The 21,173-nt window shown below is 60.5% G+C and carries 22 protein-coding genes and 3 pseudogenes; 7 read left to right on the top strand and 18 right to left on the bottom strand.

Going from position 1 to position 21,173, the window contains the following annotated elements; all coding sequences use genetic code 11:
- Positions 1–55: 55 nt before the first annotated feature.
- The 8 genes and pseudogenes from LDZ24_RS21510 to LDZ24_RS21475 all read right to left on the bottom strand — a co-directional run bounded on the left by LDZ24_RS21510 (position 56) and on the right by LDZ24_RS21475 (position 3,064).
- Positions 56–241 carry a hypothetical protein gene (locus tag LDZ24_RS21510; protein WP_248324115.1) on the bottom strand — a complete coding sequence of 62 codons (186 nt, stop codon included), beginning with the start codon at positions 239–241 and terminating at the stop codon, positions 56–58.
- A gap of 15 nt (positions 242–256) precedes the next feature.
- Positions 257–460, bottom strand: coding sequence for a hypothetical protein (locus tag LDZ24_RS21505; protein WP_248324114.1), 204 nt, complete (start codon positions 458–460; stop codon positions 257–259).
- A gap of 15 nt (positions 461–475) precedes the next feature.
- Complete coding sequence (locus tag LDZ24_RS21500) at positions 476–664, bottom strand: hypothetical protein (RefSeq protein ID WP_248324113.1); 189 nt, start codon at positions 662–664, stop codon at positions 476–478.
- Positions 661–1,212, bottom strand: a complete 552-nt coding sequence (locus LDZ24_RS21495; protein ID WP_248324112.1) for a hypothetical protein — start codon at positions 1,210–1,212, stop codon at positions 661–663. Before LDZ24_RS21495 ends, LDZ24_RS21500 begins: the two co-directional genes overlap by 4 nt.
- A gap of 184 nt (positions 1,213–1,396) precedes the next feature.
- A pseudogene (locus LDZ24_RS28190) lies at positions 1,397–1,594 on the bottom strand (nucleotidyltransferase domain-containing protein); the annotation flags it as partial.
- 347 nt (positions 1,595–1,941) lie between these two features.
- Complete coding sequence (locus tag LDZ24_RS21485; protein WP_248324111.1) at positions 1,942–2,163, bottom strand: 3'-5' exoribonuclease; 222 nt, start codon at positions 2,161–2,163, stop codon at positions 1,942–1,944.
- Positions 2,147–2,443, bottom strand: coding sequence for a hypothetical protein (locus LDZ24_RS21480; protein WP_248324110.1), 297 nt, complete (start codon positions 2,441–2,443; stop codon positions 2,147–2,149). The genes LDZ24_RS21485 and LDZ24_RS21480 overlap by 17 nt, the downstream gene beginning before the upstream one ends.
- A 219-nt stretch (positions 2,444–2,662) precedes the next feature.
- A complete protein-coding gene (locus tag LDZ24_RS21475; protein ID WP_248324109.1) occupies positions 2,663–3,064 on the bottom strand; it encodes a hypothetical protein in 402 nt (133 codons plus the stop codon).
- A 904-nt stretch (positions 3,065–3,968) separates the two neighbouring features.
- On the opposite strand from LDZ24_RS21475, the gene LDZ24_RS21470 reads away from it, so the two are divergent.
- Positions 3,969–4,217 (top strand): hypothetical protein, encoded by a 249-nt coding sequence (locus LDZ24_RS21470; RefSeq protein WP_248324108.1) that lies wholly within the window; start codon positions 3,969–3,971, stop codon positions 4,215–4,217.
- A gap of 815 nt (positions 4,218–5,032) precedes the next feature.
- Here the strand turns inward: LDZ24_RS21470 and LDZ24_RS21465 are convergent.
- The 4 genes from LDZ24_RS21465 to LDZ24_RS21450 all read right to left on the bottom strand — a co-directional run bounded on the left by LDZ24_RS21465 (position 5,033) and on the right by LDZ24_RS21450 (position 9,218).
- Positions 5,033–5,395, bottom strand: a complete 363-nt coding sequence (locus LDZ24_RS21465; RefSeq protein WP_248324107.1) for a response regulator — start codon at positions 5,393–5,395, stop codon at positions 5,033–5,035.
- Positions 5,396–5,410: 15 nt separating this feature from the next.
- On the bottom strand, positions 5,411–6,868 hold the full coding sequence (locus tag LDZ24_RS21460; protein WP_248324106.1) for an ATPase domain-containing protein: 1,458 nt from the start codon (positions 6,866–6,868) through the stop codon (positions 5,411–5,413).
- 1,071 nt (positions 6,869–7,939) lie between these two features.
- Complete coding sequence (locus tag LDZ24_RS21455; RefSeq protein ID WP_248324105.1) at positions 7,940–8,713, bottom strand: hypothetical protein; 774 nt, start codon at positions 8,711–8,713, stop codon at positions 7,940–7,942.
- Positions 8,697–9,218 (bottom strand): DNA-binding protein, encoded by a 522-nt coding sequence (locus LDZ24_RS21450; protein WP_248324104.1) that lies wholly within the window; start codon positions 9,216–9,218, stop codon positions 8,697–8,699. The genes LDZ24_RS21455 and LDZ24_RS21450 overlap by 17 nt, the downstream gene beginning before the upstream one ends.
- Before the next feature lie 316 nt (positions 9,219–9,534).
- On the opposite strand from LDZ24_RS21450, the gene LDZ24_RS21445 reads away from it, so the two are divergent.
- Positions 9,535–9,729: a type II toxin-antitoxin system VapB family antitoxin gene (locus LDZ24_RS21445; RefSeq protein WP_248324103.1), complete on the top strand. Its 195-nt coding sequence runs from the start codon at positions 9,535–9,537 to the stop codon at positions 9,727–9,729.
- Between the two features lie 17 nt (positions 9,730–9,746).
- Positions 9,747–10,130: a PIN domain nuclease gene (locus LDZ24_RS21440; protein WP_248324102.1), complete on the top strand. Its 384-nt coding sequence runs from the start codon at positions 9,747–9,749 to the stop codon at positions 10,128–10,130.
- 57 nt (positions 10,131–10,187) lie between these two features.
- Here LDZ24_RS21440 and LDZ24_RS28185 read toward each other — a convergent pair whose 3' ends face one another.
- The 4 genes and pseudogenes from LDZ24_RS28185 to LDZ24_RS21430 form a co-directional block, all read right to left on the bottom strand.
- Positions 10,188–10,673, bottom strand: coding sequence for a DEAD/DEAH box helicase (locus LDZ24_RS28185; RefSeq protein ID WP_371747496.1), 486 nt, complete (start codon positions 10,671–10,673; stop codon positions 10,188–10,190).
- Positions 10,674–10,922: 249 nt separating this feature from the next.
- Positions 10,923–12,083 (bottom strand): annotated as a pseudogene (locus LDZ24_RS28180) (DEAD/DEAH box helicase family protein); the annotation flags it as partial.
- A 28-nt stretch (positions 12,084–12,111) separates the two neighbouring features.
- The gene (locus tag LDZ24_RS28175) at positions 12,112–12,627 is read right to left on the bottom strand and encodes a hypothetical protein (protein ID WP_350029459.1); all 516 of its coding nucleotides are present in this window, start codon (positions 12,625–12,627) and stop codon (positions 12,112–12,114) included.
- A 68-nt stretch (positions 12,628–12,695) separates the two neighbouring features.
- Positions 12,696–13,217, bottom strand: a complete 522-nt coding sequence (locus tag LDZ24_RS21430) for a hypothetical protein (RefSeq protein ID WP_248324101.1) — start codon at positions 13,215–13,217, stop codon at positions 12,696–12,698.
- Positions 13,218–13,359: 142 nt separating this feature from the next.
- Between LDZ24_RS21430 and LDZ24_RS21425 the strand changes: the two genes are divergently transcribed.
- A complete protein-coding gene (locus LDZ24_RS21425; protein ID WP_248324100.1) occupies positions 13,360–13,722 on the top strand; it encodes a tyrosine-type recombinase/integrase in 363 nt (120 codons plus the stop codon).
- A gap of 63 nt (positions 13,723–13,785) precedes the next feature.
- Positions 13,786–14,034 (top strand): annotated as a pseudogene (locus tag LDZ24_RS21420) (MFS transporter); the annotation flags it as partial.
- 886 nt (positions 14,035–14,920) lie between these two features.
- On the opposite strand, the gene LDZ24_RS21415 reads toward LDZ24_RS21420, so the two are convergent.
- Positions 14,921–15,493: a hypothetical protein gene (locus LDZ24_RS21415; protein WP_248324099.1), complete on the bottom strand. Its 573-nt coding sequence runs from the start codon at positions 15,491–15,493 to the stop codon at positions 14,921–14,923.
- A gap of 170 nt (positions 15,494–15,663) precedes the next feature.
- Here LDZ24_RS21415 and LDZ24_RS21410 point away from each other — a divergent pair, with 170 nt between their 5' ends.
- Positions 15,664–16,989 (top strand): MFS transporter, encoded by a 1,326-nt coding sequence (locus tag LDZ24_RS21410; protein ID WP_248324098.1) that lies wholly within the window; start codon positions 15,664–15,666, stop codon positions 16,987–16,989.
- Positions 16,986–18,761, top strand: a complete 1,776-nt coding sequence (locus LDZ24_RS21405; RefSeq protein WP_248324097.1) for a winged helix-turn-helix domain-containing protein — start codon at positions 16,986–16,988, stop codon at positions 18,759–18,761. The genes LDZ24_RS21410 and LDZ24_RS21405 overlap by 4 nt, the downstream gene beginning before the upstream one ends.
- A gap of 1,781 nt (positions 18,762–20,542) precedes the next feature.
- Here the strand turns inward: LDZ24_RS21405 and LDZ24_RS21400 are convergent.
- Positions 20,543–21,169, bottom strand: coding sequence for a tyrosine-type recombinase/integrase (locus LDZ24_RS21400; protein WP_248324096.1), 627 nt, complete (start codon positions 21,167–21,169; stop codon positions 20,543–20,545).
- Between the last annotated feature and the right edge of the window lie 4 nt (positions 21,170–21,173).

The raw sequence follows: 21,173 nt of genomic DNA, 5'->3' as shown, positions 1-21,173 counted from the left end.
CCGTTGGCGCCTCTCAGCCATCAACACTAGGCGCGTCCGCATCTGACGAAAGGGCTCAATAATTTTGCGATCGGCGTTTGATCACCCAATTTCTACGAACGTCATCAGCATCGAACAATAACGATGCCTGTGTGTGTCGGCCGCTCCGCACATCATCACGATCCTGTTTTTGCCGCTCGCGCTTTGTTTGCAATAGCGGATCGGCCTCGGCGGCCGTCATTGCATGGTCTTCGTTTTTCATCGTTTGTTGCTCGGCTCAGTAGTCCCCTGATCGCCGTTTGAGAACGAAAGTTCTTCGCGCCTCTTCGGGATCGAAGGTCATCGATTCCGGCGTCCGGCGTCCGGCCCGCACATCATCACGATTCTGGTTCTGCCTTGCCCGCTTCGCCTGCATCAAAGGACATTTCTCGGCCTCTTCTGCCTCGGCATCTGTCATCGATCGGCCTTCGTCTCCCGTCATCGTTCGTTGCCTCGATCAAAAGTCGTCCGTGCGCCGCGTCAAAACAAGCGTGCGAGCGATCTCGGGCGCGATGAGAAACATCGATTCGGGCGTGCATTGCCCGCTTTCCACCAGTTCGCGGCTGCGCTTCTGCCGCGCCCGCTTTGCCTGCGTTAACGGGCATTTCGCAGTCTCTTCACTCATGATCCGCTCATCTTCCGTCATAGCTGCCTCACATCGATTCCATCGATAACCTGCCGAATTGCGCGGATGCGCCGGCTGAACAGCGCATCGTCAATGATGGCTTGGTCGCGTATTGAGTCGCGACTAGCTAGCTCGCCGTCGATCAGGCAAGACGCCAATTCGACCAAGACAGGTAATGCGCGTACTGGCGCGAACTTCCTGTGAACTTCGGCCGGAAACTTGGCTTCCTCGCCTGGCATCGCGGTCTTTGCAAGCAGCAGCGCGGTGGCCGTTGCGATCGTCGCCGCATATACCTGAAGCGAACCAGATAGGAACCGCGACACTTCGTCTAACTCCGTGCAAAGCGCTTGGTGCCGACCGCTAGCGCGGATCTCGTTGAGAACGGCTGTCGCTGATGAGAGTTCTTCATCGAGCGGCCTGAACGCGACGCCATCAAGGGCTTCGCGCGTTTCGTCAGCGACCTCTTCGGCGCAATCCCCGAAGTCGCGATCATCTGCCGCTACGGCCGCTTCAAAGCGCTCTTTGAATTCCGCGCTCCGCATGTATTCAATCATCTTGGCGAAGTCCATCGCTCTCTCCTTGCCCCGTTGATACAAGGATACGCGCCGCGCAGACGTGGCGAAAGCACGATTTCGCGCGGCGTGCGTCAACCGTCGCGATGTCGGGGAGGTGGGGCGAAGAATGTCGAGCCTGCAGCGCCTCTCATGGTCTAGCTGGGTCCCGCCATGAGAGCCTTGGTCGATTTCGAATTGCTCACAGCCGGACGCCCTCACGATCGATGTTTCGGAGCAAAGCGGGATTCGAATAGTTCTCGGGGTGCTCCCACTCATCGACCCAGATTGGCAGCGGAGAAATGCGGATGCCGGTATCCAGCATTACATCCAAAGCAACGTCCGCCATATCGAGCTTCGTCTCTAGAAAGCGCTGATGTTCTCCTCGCAACAGCACCGCAACGTCCGCGTCGCTACCAGGACGATGCGTGCCGCGAGCACCGCTTCTAAAAAGATTGCACCAGCCGCATCGTAACGGTCAGCGATGAACGCCATAAATTGGCGAACAGACCGCCCATTCGGTATCTGCATCAATCCGGGCCATGTAGGTCAATCCGGCATCGCGTATCGATTTGCTCGCACATCGTGCAGTGCGTGATGCCGGCCGCCATGCTCGCGAAAGTACATTTCGGCGCGTTCCGGGCGCAGCGCTTTGCCGATGTGACAGGCCAACCAGCCAGCCGGCACGTCGCCGACTGCATAGTCGAAGCACAGCATGCGCTCTTGCTCGCCGTCGAACAGCGCTAGCTAGGCGAGCAGATCGGCGCGCAACCCATCGCGCGTGAAGACCCGACCCGGATGCTGCCCGAGTTGCGGTATCACTGCCTCGCGCACGAACGCAGTACAGGTCGAATCGTCGTAGTCGGAGCGCTCTCCATAGAATTCCCGGCCATCCTCGGCAACGAGCGCAATCGAAATCAGATCGCAGTCGATGAAATCAGTGAACTCGGTATCAACGAAAAGACGCATGAGCGGACCTCCCTTTATCTGTGTCTACCATCACGCCCTCCCGGGCGCATATTTTCAACGGTTGGCGCGGGAAGCTCCCGTTCAGCCAGTCGTGCCAATCCCACGCATACGCGCATTCGCCTTCACCGTCGATCGCGGGGCAGGCCGAGCCGCGCAGCGCCGCGCGAAACGCTGCCTCCCACGGCGGCGGAATGTCAGCCATACGGACGTAATACGCGCGGCCCGCGCGCTCGATTACGGGTACCGCAGACAGCGCCGCGCGCCGTTCGTCCTGAAGCATGTCACCTTCCTCCAAACCAGAGCGGTCAGTTAAAGATTGAGCTTACGTGTGGAGGTGATGTACACGGCTTGTTCGAATACTGCATCTGGCAGGGGAGACATGCCATCCTCTTCGGGTCTATCGTGCTCGCCACCGCCGCAATCAACCGGCGCCGCCGGTTCTCATCGTCTACGGCGACTGCGCCGCCCTTCGACTCCTCACCACCGGCCAAAACGATCGTCAACGACCGGTCAAAACAATTGTCCAGATGGCCATTGGGCCACCGCGTAGGACGGGATCCGGGTGTGCACGAATCGCTGCCAGCGCGCTACCGGCGTCGTAGAACGACTCTAAGCTAGTTGTTAATTCGCCTTTGAGCGTACGCCGCCACTGGAGCATCTGTAAGGCGGGGTAGATGTCGCCAGCGACCATGACGAAGAACGAGCGCAAGGACTCAGCCTCTCCCAATAGCGGAAGCCGCTCTAACGTCGAAAGTTCGTGGTCAACAAGTTCCGCCCAGGGCTGCGGCAGGCCTCCCGGCGCAAACTGCGTTTCGCGAAACTCGCGGTTGTACACGCATTCGCTTTCATCCCATCGAGACGAACCGTCGTAATGATCGTGGAATCTCGAAATAATGCGCATCGGGTCCTTCCTTTTTCGCTGCACCGGGTGCTGAGCTTACTAGGCGATAGGGACAAAGAGCGTCGCTTTCGCGCTCACTGCTTACTTTTTCGTGGGTCGGGTACTGCCGGCTACGGCAAAGTGACGGCCAGGCACGCAGAGCTATACCACGCAGTCGGCACACCGCCTAATAGCCCATGAAGTCCAGCGACAAGCGCCATATCGTCTCGACGGCGGGCATCTTGCGCCGGTCGACGATTTTTGCTCGACCACACTCCACTGCTTCCCGAAGGATTTCCACCACCTCCGCCGTCTTTTTTCCCAGCAATCACTGCAGCTCGCGGATCTGCTTCATGCGCCCAGTAAGAACGCGTACGGTCTTGTCCGAGAGTTGGACGCGGGAGATCTGCGTATGCAGTTTGATCCTATGTTTAAGCCCAGTAATAACGTGGAGCGTCTAGAGGGTTTTGACCAACCAGAGAAGCGCCGCTGGCGTTCTGTCGAAAAAATACCGGCGATAGGCATTGCATGCAGTCCGGGAATTTCCCTTCACGACCCTACTCGGCCGTTCGCTGCTGCATCATATCAATGACCGGTGCCGAAAGGAGATCAGTCATCAGTCGATTCGCCAAGTTTCGCGGGTCCGCTGGACACCCGCTGCGAGTTGTTAGACGACAAAGGCAGTTTGCAAACGAAGACGCTACCTTGGCCGAGCAGGTAACCTGTATCGGCCTCCGGCGTCGAACTACATACTACCTGCCCGTGTAAGAACGGATAACGTTTGCACGCGACTGTGGACTTCTGTGACGGTTTGGCTCAGATACTCTTCGGATACGCAACGCCGGCCGCTGTCCTCTGTTTCTGGGTGTATGCTCAGATAGTCGCCGTATCGATACCCTGCTGCGACTTCAGACATGAGGTCACCATGACTCTGCTGGCGAGGGAAGAATCCGCGCTAGTGCTTGCGGATCGCCATATCAGCGAAGCGCTGCAGCGAATCGCCCTGCAGGAAAAACGCGTTACCGAACAGCAGGAACGCGGCCAAGATTCGTCGCAAGGAGAAAAGCTTCTGTCCATCATGCGGGATGTCCTCTGCTCGTTTATGGACCATCGGCGCCAGATTGAGGAAGAGCTTGAAAGAGAGCGGCGCTTGTTGAAGACCCTTGGACCCTGAGCAACGTGTCGACGGTGCGTTGATCACATTCGGATTGCAGGACGCTCGACATTCCACAGCGGGCAAGGAAGCTCGTAGGCGCTGACGCAACAACGGCTGCGGTCGCGCGCGTACGTTCCCATTTGGGTTATTTGTAAGCGCTGGTTTAAGCAGGCTTTCTGCTCACCTCGAGCGGGTCGTGGCCAACAGGATTCGACCGACGGGTCTGGTCGACGGGAAGTGGCACTTCACTTGCTGCACCATCCTACTTGCCTGCTAGGTACCGGAATGGGAATGCACTCCGAGCGAGACGCAGAGGAGCGACTGCGCGATAAACTAACGACGCTCGACAATCTGCGCCAACGTCTGTCGAGTCAGGATCGGAACGAACCTGCTGGAGTGATGTGCGCGGAAGTAGCTCTCTTCATCGACGGCTTGGAGCCTGTAATGGCGCACGATGTGCTGCACCAGACATGCTTCGCCGTCGCCCGATCGCTGAATCAAATGCGACAGCCGCATCGAGCTCTCGACCGCCTCGCCAAAGCAATTATCGACGACATTCTTTCTGAAATTGGCAGGAAATCTTCGTGTGCCACGTCGATATATCGGTACCGAAAGCGCGCCCCCGACGAATTCGAGCCCCTAGCAGCAGCGGACCCAACGCTGCCACTCGCATAACGCAGGGCCGCGAGGCAGGAAGCTGGCCACTTCGGTGCTTGAACTAGTCGGCCAAGCCTAGCGTCCCTGCATCCATTCCCGGGGCTCAAAAGCAAGGCGCAAACTGCGCATCGCATCACAAAAAGTCGCTGCGGTCGTCACCTCAGATTCGATCGCCTTCATTGACTTGATGATAACTCCTTGATTAGGCGTAGAAGCTCGTCCAGAGGATACGGCTTATCCAAAATCGCAGCGAACAAGGTTGCGTTTGATCGCGCAATCGCACCCTGAGCAGCCGTCGCAAGGATGATAGGAACTTTCGAAAACGCGTTATCCGACTTCAAAGCGCGTGCTAGGTCTAATCCCGACATGATTGGCATCATGAAGTCAGTCACGATGAGATCAGGCTTGGTCGATTGGATCAGTTCCAGAGCTGCCCTGCCATCACTTGCCGCAAATACGTCGAAGCCTTCTTCCTTTAACAGGTAGCATAGGAAGTCAGTAATAGTAGTTTCATCATCGACGACGACAATTGTGGTCATTCTCCTCGCCTCTCGTTATTCTGCTGCTGCGTCGTCGCTGTTCAGTGCAAGACGCGCTGACGGAGAGGAGGCGGTGGGAGACATCTGACCTACAATACGGATGCCGCCCGTCGAGATTTCAATTTCCGCTATCGACGGATCGAATGTGCTATCGCGGAGCTTGACCACTACCATGCCGCGACGAACCGTCGACCCGTCCAACGCATGATGCATGCTTATCAGGCCGTCAAGCATACTGATCAGCCTGGGGGACGGGTTGGTCATTGCGGCACCGAGCATCTGACGCGTTTCCCAAGTGCAGACGGTTGTAACTTCGATGGCTCTCAGCTGATTCGTCAGAGCGGCAAAGAACTCGATGAGTCGGTCGGGAACGACTGCCGCACTTTGGAATCCGCCCATTCCGTCGATAAACAAGCGCTTGATGCCATGCTTATGAATCGCCTCCAGGAGCTGGCTAGCGAGCTTGTCCAGAATGTTTTCCGTGAGCGGCGTCCACATGACGTGGACCGCACCGGCCTCGACCAACGGCTGTAGCTCTATCCCTAACGCCGACGCTTTTGCCTTGAGCCTTTCTGGCGTCTCATAGAAGCCAAAATGCAGCGCTGGCTCTTGCACAGTACTGGCTTGCAGGAAGTTCAACCCGAAGGTGGTTTTTCCGCTGCCTGCCGGGCCCGTGATCAATGTCACGGAATCGGCCGGCAGGCCGCCTTGGATCCGCTCGTCGAAATCGGCCACCCCCGTTGTTACCCGCCTGGCTGCTACACCCCCCATCTTGGACGGGAGGGCCAGAAGAGCCTCGAGGCGCGGGTAGACAGTAACGCCCCGATCAGCGATCTCGTACGCATGCAAACCCCCGAGAGACGCACTCCCCCTCGATTTAGCCACTCGCAGCCGACGAACCGTGCGTGAACCGAACAGCTCCTCGCGCAATTGAATCACGCCATCAACCATGGTGTGTTCCGGGCTTGCGTTCTCCGCGTCGGCGCTTGTCAGAAAAAGGACCGTGCAGCCGGTAAACGATGCGTGCCCTTGCAGTTCAGCGACAAATGACTTGACATCAAGGGCATCCGACGAACGTTCGCGAGCGTTCAATAGGCCATCAAGAATCAAGAGCGATGCGCTCTGGCGTTTCAATTCCAAACGGAGCGCGTCGACTAGAGCTTGCAGGCCTTTTTCGCGAAAGACTTTCAGCAGGCTGATATAGCTGGCTTCTGCTCCAATATGACCGGCTTCAAAGAATTCCAGCGTGGATAGCGACTGGAATAACCGTTCATGCGACTCGGCGAGCAGAGTGACATACAGGACCCTCTGGCCCTGCTTCATGTGCGAGAACGCTATCTGGTTCGCTAGTATCGTCTTACCGGACCCCGGCTGCCCTTGGATGATGTACGAGGAACCGGCCACGAGCCCACCGCCTAAGACGTCGTCGAGCCCTGGAACATTACTTTTCAGCCTAATCAACATTTTCTTCATTTTGACGGTCTGTCAAGTCGAAATCCGCTTTGGGTCACGCCTGACTGCAGGGGTAAGCACAAGGCCGACGTGCGATGTGCTGCATAGACACGCGCCGCTCTACATAAGGTCGGTCGCGTTGTTGCACGGAACCGCGCGGATTCCGAAGGACGTGTTTCGGACGACGCGAAACAATAACACGCGTTACGGGGATACCGAAGCAATTCGCTGATCGTCCGCTTGCCGCGCAGGTGCACCGATGACCGAACAGTGTCGCCCAGAAAGCACTCGAGCTCCTGCATCGGCGCCGGCGTCGCTTGCTCCCGATTAACTTTAGCGCCAGCCGCAGGAAATCTCCCTGGCGTCGATATGCGCTGCCATCCGGGGAACTCGACTCTCCGATGCTTTGTGGCAGGAGGGAAAGGAGTCTCCTCATGTCGACCAGTTTGATCAAAGCCTCTAGAGGGCCATCGAAGTATCCTGGTCATCTGTCCGAAGATCGAAGATGACCTCTTCCTGATCTCGCATCCGCTGCTCGAATCGCGCCTCGTCATCACTAGGCTGGCGTAGCTGCGCCTCTGCGGGTTCCTATTCCAAAGTCCGTCCGTTTCACTTCGGCGAGAATGACCGGTGTCCGACGAGCATGAGACGTTGGGCTGTCTACGCAGAAGTGTTCACGAACGGCCGAGACTGGCCGGTTGCCGAAATTCGAAGTTTCAGCGTCGTTCGTCTGCGGCGACCCTCGCCCGAACTGCCGGACCTGACCCGATGTGATCGGCCCACGCCGACCCGTTTCTGCACGTCGAAGCGGCGCGGTGCGATGCCCGTCACGGAGCGTAACGGCCCTTAGGACCGCTTGCATGGAGGAGCATTGATGCACACGAAAGCTAACTCTAACGCTTAATGGGCGCGCAGCCGAAACAAGAACCGCGGCGGTTTGGCTCCGCCTGAACGTATATGTCTACGATTGCATTGCCGCATCGCCCGGCTTCTTCAGGGGAGGTCGAAGTGCCTCAAACGGTGACGCTTCCCCGTGTGGGCCAGCGTGTGCGTGTAACGCCCGCGCGTGGACATGCTCTGCTTCGCGCCACATCAACGACTCGTGCCTCGCCCATCGCGGATGGCGCCGCATAAACGCACGAGGGTCAACACGCTCGCGGCCAGACTCTCGTAAAGGATAAGGGCGTCTCGAGCGTCGGCGCCTGTCTTGCGAATGGCGTCCAGGCGATGGTGCTGTTCGCCCATCAGTTCGACGCCACGGCGGATAGCGCGAGCGCAGCCATTCGCGTTCGCGTTCGCCGCAGGCCGCGCTGCCCGTTTCGTTGCGGCGGCGACCTCGTCGTCGATACTGAAAATATTCGGTTTCTCGCCGTTCAGCCGATCGAGCAGTTCAACGAGGCCGGCCGGGTCGACGGGCTTGCGCCGCCCAGCCGCGTCCGGTAGTCCACCATGAGCTGCTGCTGTGCTTCGAGCTGGCGCGGCCAGCTTCGTGAGGTCCGCCCGGAGCGAGTCGCGAGCCTCGCGTACCTGGAGCAGCTCGGCTGCCCGCGCATCGGCTGCCGAGTGCGCTGCGTCGCGCTCGGCCTCGGCGCGCGCCCGCTCGGTGAGCGCACGATTGAGGGCGGACTGCAGCGCCTCGCCATGTGCCTGCTGATCGCGTGCGAGCCTGGTCGTGGCCGTCGCTTCTGCGACGAGCCGCGCGTTGTCCCGGTTCAGCTGTGTGATCTCGTTCTGCCGGACGATGGCCGTCTGGTTCGCCTGGCGTAGCTCAGCCTGCACCTGCTGGACCTGCTGCTCATGTCGGTGCGCTTCCTGTTCGCGCTGCTCGCGCGCGGCCGTACGGAAGTGCTCAAGGGAATCGCGCATGCACGAGCTTGGCCTCAAGCGACAGGCGGAAGCCTTCCTGCTCGGCAAGGCGCTCGGTCTGGTCGCGTACCTGCTGGGTGAGCCGCTCGACGTCCCGGTCGCGCTGATGCAGCGCCACGCGAGTCCCGGCGTGCGCCTCCTGCTCCGCCGATAGGGCGGCGATCGCGCCAGAGAGTTGCTCCCGCACCGTGGCCAGCTCAACGCCGAGCCTTGCGATTTCGGACTGCGCCTGCTGGCGCTGCGCGGCCGCAGCGGCGGCCTGCTGGTCGACGAGGGCGTCTGCTTCTTCATGCAGGCGGGCCGCGAGCCGGGCCACCAGATCCTGGATCGCGTCCGAGAGCGACCCGGCGCGTGTGAGTGACGCGCCCTCATCTTCCTCCAGTTCCTTCAGGTACCGGTGGATCGTGGTTTTCGAGCCCGTGTTGCCAAGCGCGATACGTATCGCGTCGATCGATGTGTGCTGCCCCTGCGCGAGCAACGCCTCGCGGGCGCGCTCTACGTCCATGGGCGTAAGACCGGTGCGTGCGGGCCATCTGCTTCCTCGCTCGAATATCGTACTGTATTACCTACCATGTACGTACGTATCACTGCACGCGGTCAAGAGCGGCCTGATGTGGGCATTACTGGCCTGCGATAAAGGAGGATCATCCAGTGTGATGGTCCGAATCCGGCTTGTCCGCCGCACAACCGGTACGAAATATGGAAATTGACGATATCCGGGGGATTGCTGGTCAAATTGGGATGTCGCAACCCGGAGCGTGGACCACAAGCGTTTTGATGTGTATAATTCAATTGGTTTATACACATTTACAAGGCGCGCCATGCGTACCAATATCGAGATCGACGACCGGTTGATGGCCGAAGCGCTTGCCGCAACGGGCATCCGGACCAAACGTGAAGCGGTCGAGCTTGGCTTGAAAACGATCATCCGGCTCAAGCAGCAGGAGCAGATGCGCCAGTTCCGCGGCAAATTACCGTGGGAAGGCGACCTGGATGCCATGAGGCGCGACCAGTGATACTCGTCGATTCGAGCGTGTGGATCGACTACTTCCGGGGGCTGGCTTCACCCCAAGCCAGCCGACTGGATGCCCTGCTGGGCCGGGAGGTGCTGGTCACCGGCGACCTGATCGTCGCCGAGGTGCTACAGGGATTTGCCGCCGAGTCGGCGTTCAATACTGCCCGGCAGCTGATGACGACGCGATTCGATGTCGTCTCGCTGGTGGGGCCGGATAACGCCATTCAGGCGGCCCGCAATTACCGCATCTTGCGAGCGCAGGGCGTAACGGTCCGCAAAACCATCGATACGCTGATCGCGACGTGGTGCATTGAAAACGGTGCGCCGCTGCTCTTCAGCGACCGGGATTTCGATCCGTTCGTCGAGCATCTTGGTCTTCAGTCTGCAATGCGCGACGACTAACGTGCCGGTGACAGCAAACAGCAAGAAACGATACGGAATACGAATTCACCACCGGTTTCAGGCCAACTGGAGCTGGATATCTTCTCCGGGCGTGCGGACCTGATAGCCCATTGCCCGGTAGCCGCGCTGGCGTTTCTCCCACATGCGCTGCAACACCGGATGGCCGCCATCCACATAATCGATCACCCGTACGCCGGTCTTGCCCGCATGCTCGCGGTGCAGCCGGCCGGCGTACTGCTGCAGCGTGCCCCTCCACGCAACCGGCATGGCCAGCACCAGCGTGTCCAGCGCCGGATGGTCGAAGCCTTCACCTACGAGCCTGCCAGTCGCCAGCACCACGCGGGGCGTGTCACCGGCCAGCGCGTCAAGGGCAGCCAGCTGTGCCACCCGCGCTTTCCGGCCGAGGCGACCGTGCAGCACGAACAGCGGTTGTACCGTGTCTTGCAGCATCTGCTGCAGGCTTTCGACATGGTCCGTCCGTTCGGTGAGTACCAGCACGTTCCGCCCTTGCCCGTACTGTTCACGTACAGCCGCCGCGATCATCTGCGTGCGCGGGGTGTCCTGCGCGAGCTGAGCGAACACCGCCTGGATTGGCGCGTCGGCCGCGACGTCCACTGCGGAGGTGAGCCTTTGCGGGAAGACCTCAAGCACCTGCGGCGCGCCAGCGGGCGATTTCGCCGCATGCCGGATCGGTCCACACAGCATGAACATCACCGGTTGCTGGCTGTCGCGCCGCACCGGCGTCGCCGTCAGGCCGAGCACGTAGCGTGCATTGACGCCCTTTAGCACGGCCTCGAAGGAATCCGCGGAGATGTGATGGCATTCATCGACGATGACATGGCCGTAACGCCGCAACAGCTCGCCGCGAGCACCATCGGGTGCCACGGATTGCAGCATCGCGACATCGATCCGGCCCGTCGCCTTCGACTTGCCGCCGCCGATCGTGCCGATCTCGCGCGCGTCGAGTGCGAGAAACGACTGCAGGCGCTCGCGCCACTGGTCAAGCAGCTCCCGGCGGTGCACAAGCACGAGCGTGTTGACGCCTCGCTGCGCGATCATCGCGGCCGCCGTCACGGTCTTGCCGAACGCCGTCGGCGCATGCAGGATGCCGGTGTCGTGTCGCAGCAGGTCGGTGACGGCCGCTTGCTGGTCATCGCGCAACGTGCCGGCAAACGGAACTGCAAGCGGCTGGCCGGTGCAGCGCTCGTCGCGGACGTCGCAGGCGATGTCGTTGTCGCGCAGTAGCATCATGACGTCGTCAAGGCATCCGCGCGGCAATGCAATGTGGCGCGGGCAGTTCTCGGCGCGCCCAACGATGCGTGGCTTGTCCCATACGCTGAAGCCGCGCGCCTGGGCCCGGTAGAACTCCGGATTCTGGAAGGCGGCCAGCCGGATGAGCCGGTTGAGCAGCGCCTGCGGAAGCTGCGCCTTTTCAAGATAAAGCTGGTTCGCGAGCGTCAGCGTGAGCGACGCCGGCATCGTTCCGGCCAGCCGCTTCAGCTGCGGGGGTGCTGGCTTCCACGGTTCGGCCTGGTCCTCTTCGGCGATGAACGCGACGTCTAGCGGGTGCGCACCGCCCGTGGCGCGAAAGATCACCCCCTCGATGTCGCGGCTGTCCATGGTTTGCACGGACGCGAGATACGACCACTGATCAGCGTACGGCTGAAAGCCGTCATCGACAAACACGCTCCAACCATGCTCGCGCGGGTGCTTCTGCAGCGGCAGGGCAATGAGGTTACCGAAGCCGCCTTTGGGCAGCACATCCTGGTTCGGGAAGAGCCGGTCATAGGACGTCAGTTCGAGCTGACGGGTCCGGGTACAGGTGTGGCTGATGATGGCTGAGCCCATCCGTCGCGCGTCACGTGCAGCAACGGCCGACGAGAAGAAGATCCACGCGTGAGCGCCGTTGCCTGAACGCGAGATTTCGAGCGATACGGGCACGTCCATCTCGAGGCAGGATTGCCGGAATGCCTGCGCATCTTCACGCCAGCCTTCCTCGTCGAAGTCGACAAGCGAGCAGGTAGCAGGTGCCGTCCGGCATTAGTGGATAGATGCCCACTGTGCGATCGCCGGCCAGGTGCGTATAGACGACCTGGTCGTCCAGCGTCAGCAGTACACGATGCCCGCAGTCGGCACACCGGATGCGGGGCTTTTCGCAGATCCCGGCGCGCCATTCGTTGGCGCACGCCGGCGCGTAGCCGGATTTTCCGGAATTGCGGCTTTCCCAGCGTAGCGGATAGACATCCGTGCGGCCGCGAAACAGCCGCCGGAAGAGCTGTACCTTCTGCTCGGGCGAAAGTACGAGGGCGCCCGTGTTTCGCACTGCTGGCGATGGTTCGTTCCGGGTCACCCGCACGGGCTTTGCCTGCGCCTGCAGCGTTGCCGGCAGCAAGGCGGTGAGCCGCGCGATTTCGGCCTGCAGGCGGGTGAGCTCCGCGAGCAGCTCCTCGCGCGTGAAGTTTTCCCAGTCTGCCTGTAACACCCTTCCTTCGTTCATTGCTTCACCGGCCGAAACCCTGGCTCTCATTGAGCACGCCAGCTGGCGCACACGTTCGTTGTTGCATATCATCGTCTCCGATACAGATCACCTGATTTTACCCACGAGCCATGTCTGCCATCGATCGCTACGTCGAAGCCGCGACGCGCGAAAACACAGCCCGGCGCAGTTACCAGTCGGCACTCCGGCATTTCGAGGTCGAATGGGGCGGCTTTCTGCCAGCGAGCGCTGACATGATCGCGCGGTACCTTGCCGATCACGCAGAATCCCTGTCTATCAATACCCTGCGCTCGCGGCTTGCAGCGCTCGCGCAATGGCATCAGACGCAGGGTTTTCCGGATCCGACGAAGGCACCGCACGTGCGCAAGGTCCTCAGAGGCATCGTCGCGCTGCATCCCGCAACCGAGAAGCGGGCGAAACCCATGCAGCTCGCGCAGCTCGAAAAGCTCACGGCCTGGGTCGATCAGCAGATCGCCAGGGAAGCCGACGGGCGCGAGCGCCTCGCGTGCATTCGCAACCGGGCGCTGGTGCTGCTGGGTTTCTGGCGCGGTTTTCGCTCGGACGAACTCAGCCGGCTGCGAATCGAGCACGTAGCCGTCGAGGCGGGCCGCGGCATGACGTTGTACCTGGCGCGCACGAAAGGGGACCGCGCGCAGTTGGGCACGACCTTCAAGGCCCCGGCACTTTCACGCCTGTGTCCGGTGGCTGGCGGCCTGCGAGGCGTGGATTGCGGTGTCCGGCCTGACGGAAGGCCCCGTGTTCCGGAGCATAGACCGCAGGGGAAACATCAGCGACGAGGGACTGCATGCGGGCAGCTTCGTGCCGCTGTTGCGTGCGCTTTTCCAGGCGGCAAGCCTGGCCGCGCCGGACAGCTACAGCAGCCATTTGCTACGGCGGGGCTTCGCAACGTGGGCCAACTCGAACGGCTGGGATCTGAAGATGCTGATGCAGTACGTTGGCTGGAACGACGTGCGTTCCGCGATGCGCTACATCGATGCCGCCGATCCGTTCGCGCAACACCGCATCGAATCGGCACTCGCGGCACCAGGTACGACCGTGCAGGAGCTACCCGTCATTGCATTGCGTGCGCCCTAACCGCTGGATCGAGGCGTCACTCCACATCCGGTGACGGATACGTACCGGGGGAGATTCGCTGCAGGCATTCTCGGCGCGCTGTGTCAGTTCTGGGCGATTCCTCCGGCGTTCCTCGGCGGCGTGGCGGCAGCGGCGGGCATCGCACTGATCAATTCGGTCGGCAATCTTGCAGGCTTCGTCAGTCCGTATCTGGTCGGCTGGATCAAGGACATGACGCACAGCACCGATGTGGGTCTGTACTGCGTGGCAGCGTCGTTGATCGCTGCAGCGGCCGTCGTTCTGACGATGCCGAGAAAGGTTGTGAATCGCTGACGCCAACGTCAATCGCTTCCATCTCACTGAGATGCCCCCGACTCTCACCCGGGGGCATCTCGTCTTTTTAGGCGAAGGCCGCATAGTGCGGATGCCTTCGGCCACATCGCCGTCACGTTGCCGCATTTCGCTAGAGAAGGCATCTGTTCAGATACCGGGAGGCTCGATGCCGCCCTGTGCTGTGGCGGTAAGAACGCTCAACAGAGCGGCTTGCGAAGGCAGCGGTAGTTGGGGGGCTGCAAGTACGCCCCGCACTCAGTGTAAAGGCCCGTTTTCCGCGGTTTAGGACGTCTCTTGTGGTCGGGCTGCGTCAGTCCTCGCTTCGAACTAATGGCTGGACAGCGGCCAGAGGGATTGAGCTCCCGGAAGCGGCCAGTCGGCGGTGCGTACTCCCGACCCGCAAGTGACGCTCACGTCTGCAGGCCATCAACGGCCACTTGCGAGAAGGAGCGGACCTTTAAGTTTCACTCGACAAGCGCTTCGGATCGTCAGTTCTTAGCGCCGATTCTATCCATATCCGCGCTCGACCGGCGCCATCGTGCCGCTCGACCTGACATCTTGCCTCGAACTACTGCTTTGCTGCGCACGATCCGGTTTTCGTGTCGGCATCGCCGATTCCGCGAACAGGTCAAGCTATAGCTGCGATCCCGCATCACCGGGGCCCGGCATTGGACTGACCCTTCACTCAGGGCGCGTGACGCGATCCCGTAGCGGCCAGATCGTTCACGTGCCCCGATCCTCCAGTTCCCGACGATGCCATGCGACGTTGGCAAGCGGGCGGTGCCCGACGCAATATGCGGTCAGTAGTACGATTGGAAGCAACAAGTTGGGGCGTTCTCGCAATGAAAATGAGTATAACTACCCGCAGCGTCCGGATGAGCTAGCCTCATCTCCGTCCTTCGTAGTCTCCGCGGGTGCCTTCTAAACTGATCTGCGGCGCCAGCAGGCATGGTGAGCCGCACGGCGTGCCGTTCCCGGATGGCATCGAGCTGGGCACCTGCTCGCGGCTAAGCACCCCTCTGACGAGGCGACCGTCGCGCTCGACCACAATCTGCACATCGAGTATCGCTCCCGCCTGCGGCGCTCCCGGAAACTCGATATGCATGGAGCCCGTGCAGTCGGCATTCACCTGATACGTGCCGGTCTGGCCTGTTGCAAAACCGGCGGAATTGACCGCGCCGGGCCGCGCCATGCCGGTGTTCATCAGGAAGTCTCGACGGGTGAACGACCCTGTGCCATCGAACGTCTGTACGGCTACACCGTCGATCAGCTGCGGACTCGCGTAAGGATAGATCGTTCCGCCAACGATGATGCCGATGAGTGAACCGTGAGCGGCGAAGGCGTAGGTGCCTCGCAGGGTAGCGTTCGAGCACTGATGTTCATCGGCATGTGCGGTGCCACCGAAAAGCAACAAAGCGCCCGCCAAGGCGGTGCAACCACTCCAGAATTGGTGTTTCATCTGAGTCCCCTTTGTCGTCGCCATTCCTCGATAATGCGGCGGCTGCGGGCGGCGAACAATGGAGACGACGTAAAGAAATCATGAATCGCGAGCGCTTTGAACGCTTCGCAAGTAACGAAACTGCCCTACTCTTTATCGAAACGGATCGCCGGCATTCACGGAGGCGCCTCGTGTCAAAAAAACCAAACAACCGTTCACGACCCACGGCGGCCATGACTGCCCGCCAACGCTGGACGGTACTGGTGGCGAGCACAGGTGGCGCACTCGAAGTCTTCGATTTCGTGATCTATGGTTTCTTCGCCCCCAACATTGGCGCTGCATTTTTCTCCCTGCACGCGGGCACATCCGGCGAAATGCCGTCTTTCATGGTGCTTGCCATCGGCTATCTGTCGCGACCTATCGGCGGCATCTTGTTTGGCCGCCTGGGCGATCTGTATGGCCGGCGCATTGCATTCCTGTCGTCCGCGATGATTGCGTCCGTGGCGACCTTCTTCATTGGAGCGCTTCCTACATATTCCGACTGGGGCATCGCCGCGCCCGTGCTTCTCGTGCTGCTGCGTGTGATTCAGGGATTGTGTCTTGGTGGAGAACTCCCCGGTGCCGTCGTCTATGCGGTGGAAACCGCCCGCGCCCGACCGGGGTTCCTGTGCGGCATCGTGTTCTTCGCCGTCAACCTCGCCCTGCTCCTCGCGACCTGCGTCAATCTCGTTGTGCAAAGATCGTTCACTCCAGTCCAGATGGACGAGTACGGCTGGCGGCTCGGCTTTCTCATCGGCGGCATGATCGGTCTTTTGAGCTTCGCGATACGCAGGCGTCTCGCCGAAACCGACGAGTACGCGCGCGCCGTCTGCGCGCGCCATCGTGCGCCCTTCAGCATGCTCTGCCGTCGACACTCCATGCGCCTGGTGACGGGCACCGGCGCGTGCCTTCTGGTCGGTGCGTCGAGCGGCATCTTGATCGGTTATCTGCCGTCCTATCTGCGCGGATTCCACTATGAGCAGGCCCAGATCATCGACGCGCAGATCAGATATCTCATCGTCGTCGCGGCGTGCATCCTCGTTACATCGCATCTCGGCGACCGCGTGTCCCGCCGTTTTATGTTCAGACTCGGCACAGTTTTCTCCGCACTCTTCGCGCCCATCTTTTTCATCGCGGTGACGAATCGTTTGTGCAGCCTGGCCGCGTTATATGTAATGGCCGGGGTTGTTGCATCACTGGCGAACGGCACTTACGCTTGCGCAATCGCCGAGTCGTTTCCGCTCGACGTCCGGTTCAGCGGCGTCGCCACCGCGATGAATCTCGGGCTCACTTTGGCGCTCGGGCTGACACCCCTCGCCGCGCATTTCCTGGATGCACGACTGCGCGCTTCACCCGCGCTCGTTCTGGTGGCGTGCGCGCTGCTGTCTTTCGCCGCATCGTTCGGGATAGCGCGCAACGCCCGGCCGGCCAGCGCAACGGATGTGAACATACGATCGCCTCTGAGAGAGCGCCCATGAACACGCCTGGCCCTGCGAATATGGAAGACGTCGAGCTGGACACGAGCCGCTACGAGTTGCGACGCCGCGGCGAACCGGTCAAGCTCGAACGTCTGCCCATGGAGCTGCTGATCTTGATGGCATCGCGCAATGGGCAACTCGTCACCCGCGCGGACATCGTGCGGGCGCTGTGGGGCGCGAATGCATACCGGGAGACCGACACCAGCATCAACACGGCCATCCGTAAGATCCGCGTCGCACTCGACGAAGACCCCGATGTCCCGCGCTATCTAATTACAGTCAAGGGCAAGGGGTACCGCCTGGAAGGCATTCGAACAGTGGCCGCGGAGCCGGCCTCTCAAGCCGCGCCTGGTACGCCCTCTGCACCGATCCGCGTTCTGGTTTTGCCGTTCGAGAACAATAGCGACGATATCGGCCTTGACAGCTTTTGCGTCGCGCTCGCTGACGAGACCTCCGCGAATGTCGGCATGCTCGATCCACAGCGGATCCTGGTGATCGCACGCACCACGGCTGCGCGTTATCAGCGAGCCAACAAGACCATCGCCCAAATCGCCCACGAGCTCGATGTCGACTATGTGCTGGAAGGTTCCCTAATGCGCGAAGGCGGACGGGTTCGCATTCTCGCGCAACTGATTCGCTCCTTCGATCAGGTGCAGCTCCTGAGCTGCGCGCACGAGCCAATGGCGAAAGGCGCGCTCGAAATTCAAAAGGAAGTGGGCGCGGCGCTCGCGCGAGAAGTCTCGCCCGCCCTCGCCGAGCGGCAGCAACACAGGTTGTCACGGCGGCTGCCGATCGATCCGGCCGCACACGACGCGTATCTGCGCGGGCGCTACTACTGGACGCGCCGCGTGCATTTCGATGCCGGCTTCGCCGCACATCACGCGCTGAATGACGAGGATTTCATCCGCGCCCACAGCTACTTCGAGACCGCCCTCGATCTCGACCCCACCTATGCACTGGGCTACGTGGGGTTGTCGAACATCTACGGCTCCACGGCGACGCATGGCTTCTACGCGCCGTCGCAGGGCTATCCGAGAGCGCGCGAAGCGGCACTGCGCGCATTGGAACTGGACCCAAGCCTTCCCGAGGCGCATCAGGCCCTCGCGGGCGTCCATTACTTCTACGACTGGGACTGGCGTCGCGCGGAAGAGGAGTTTCTCGCGGCGCTGCGCCTGAATCCGAGCCACGCCGAAACCAGCCGCCTCTATGCGCGACTGTTGCTCGTGCTCGGCCGGGAGGCGGAAGGACGAGCCCAATTTGAACTCGCAGAAAGAGTCGATCCCCTCGGATTTGAAGGTTCGCGCGTCTTCGGGCTCGTGCAGTCGGGCCAGTATGAGGAAGTGATTCGCGAATGTCTCAACGCGGGGCCCGGCCCGAGATCGCCGCTCATTTATCAATTGCTGGCGACCGCTTTTGAGGTCGAGGAGCATTTCGAGGAAGCGATAGACGCAACCATCGACGCGCTCACGCGCTGCAACGAATTTGCCCGTGCAGAGGCGATTCGGACAGTGTGGTGTTCGGGCGGCTATAAAAAAGTTCTCGAATGGTACCTGCAAGATCTGATGGCAAGACGACGACGGCGCTACACCTCGCCTTTCCTGCTCGCCGAGATCTACGCCCGACTCGACAGGCCGGACGAGATGTTCCACTGGCTTGAAGTCGCGCTCGCGGAACGCTCACCCCGGCTTTGCGAGCTTCGTACGAACGCGTGGTTCAGTCGCTTCCGCTCGATGGGGCGTTTCCGCAATGTCGAACGGCGCATCGGCCACTGACTTCCGCTGCGACCGTTCAGTGATGGCGAAACGTGTCGGACCGCATACGCATTTCACTGGACTGGGTCGAATCGCCAGGACTGGAATGACTTCGCATAGAGGACGAAAGCGAACCTGCGCTCGTGACGGACGTATCCGCGACGCCGCCGATATCCTTTGCAGACTGCGCTGATTGCGGCTGCTGGTCCGACGGTCTGTCTTGCGCCCAAACGTGGCACGAGACGACCATCGCTGCGACAACCGCTACAACCTGGGTCATTTTCATTTCGGTTTACTCCGGTTTCCGGATTTGGGCGCAGCTGTGAGAAACCAGCCGCGGACGTCGGCGTGCAGAAGAAGCCTGCGATTGACTGTGACTTCGCGCGCCTAGCCGTCAGGATGTGCCCAGCCGCGCACGGGGCCCATCGACGAAACCTGAAGAAACGCTTAAGCACGCCCGGCTGAACCTGCATCTATTGATGCGTTAACCACGTCTGCAGTCCGCCATAGGTGTTTAGCGGATCGTCCCTTTCGGAGCCGCTCGATGCTCGACCTTCTGAATGTCTCTTACCTATGGCAATCCGCCGCACGAATGACCGTGCAAGGCCCGCAGCGAACGACTGGAACTGGCCGGTTGCCGAAGATCGCGCTCGACGACCACCGTACAACGACGGCGGCCGCGGCCCGAACTTCGGCACCCGACCCGTTGCAGCCGCTGGACCGTAGCCATTTGAACGGCTGCTTCCGAGGCTTCAACGGTCGCCCGCGACAATGCCACTCGCACCGAACCGCGAAGCTGTCGCTAGACAGAACGCGAAGCTCTTCAAAAGGGCAACGCCTACCTCGGTCGATGGCCCCTATCGCCGCCGACCGTAGAGAACGTCCTGAAGTCGTCACGGAGGACTTTAACCGGCGAAATTGTGCCTGTCATCACCTTCCGGGTTGCGATCGAAACGATCCTTTGGTGATTGACGTGCAACGCTTTGTTGTCCCCTTCTACTGAGCCGTCCGATCCAAAAATGTCGATCAAGCACTCGTGTGTGACTTGAATTCGAAACGTCTTGTTGACAATTCGCTGCTTGAAGAAGATATCTCCATCCAAGCGCAGCACAGGTAGTTGAGGTGGTGCAGTCATGAAGGAACGTCCTTTATAGCCATGCGAACTACTGAAGCACTTACCCGCGAGGTTCACTGGTTTGCGCCGCACCGCTGCTGCGACAAGTCAACGTCTATAGAGCCGAGCGCGCCGACGTGCGTAGGCTGAACCGCGGCTGTACGCGTCTTCTTCGGTAGGGAACATAACTGCGCTGTCGTGGCGAGCCTCGGTGATTTTGGGTCCTGTCAGGTCTATGTCGACAACGGTGAAGGCGAAGCCGCCCGCAACCAGCGGGTGTACCACGACGTGGTACTCATGATTTCCAACCTTAATCAAGCGCGACATGGCGAATTCCATCGGTAGCGAAACACAAGGAGGTAGTCATTGTGCGCACTTTCTGGGCCACGAAAAGACAGTTTAAGAAGCCCGCTGCTCTGTCGACGTCGAATGACTGGTAAATAGGCACATGTGAGCGAAAACGACTCGCGAGCACGTGCATGGCGGCTTTCCGGCCCGACTATGCCGATAATTAGACATTCGGACAGCGAAGCGGTGGGGGAGAAACCGTGACAAGGAGACATTTCGATTCTCAGCGACCGAGAATTGGCGAACTTCGAAGAGGTTATTCAGACTGGCGCTCGTCCGCTGATATCTCCTGGCGAGCGTCGCCTCCTGGCCCGACAAGCGCACGCTCGCCGGCCGGCTATCAAATCTCCGTCTGTTCAGCCATCTCGAGCGCATCGTCCACTTCGATCCCGAGGTATCGCACGGTGCTCTCAATTTTTGTGTGGCCCAAAAGCAATTGGACAGCGCGCAGATTCTTGGTGCGTCGATAGATCAACGACGCTTTCGTACGACGCATGGTGTGCGTACCATAAGCACTGTCATCGAGTCCGATCGACGCGATCCAACGATGAACGATGCGCGCATACTGGCGCGTCGATACATGTGCCGAAGCATGCAGCCGACTCGGAAACAAATAATCGGCAGGCTTCAATCCCCGCGTTGATATCCAGGCAGAGACGCTTTGACGAGTCTGCTCCGTGATCTCAAACTGCACTGGTCTATGCGTCTTTTGCTGCATGAAAGTCGCGCGAGCTAGGACATGACCTCCGACGAAGACGTCCTGCACTTGCAGTCGCGTCAGATCGCACGCTCGAAGCTTGCTGTCGATTGCCAAGTTGAACAGCGCCAACTCGCGAGTGTTGGACGACATCTGGAGCCTCGTCCGAATCGCCCAGATCTCACGGAGCTTCAATGGCGGCTTCTGACCGGTCAGCCTTCCCTTGTTCCAAGGCACCCAGTGTGCGTTGGAGGAATTAAGCGTTTCCATGATA

It is taken from the genome of Caballeronia sp. Sq4a, assembly GCF_023170545.1.
Lineage (GTDB): Bacteria > Pseudomonadota > Gammaproteobacteria > Burkholderiales > Burkholderiaceae > Caballeronia.
The sequence above is the reverse complement of the archived record's forward strand: the minus strand, read 5'-3'. Positions and strand labels throughout refer to the sequence as shown.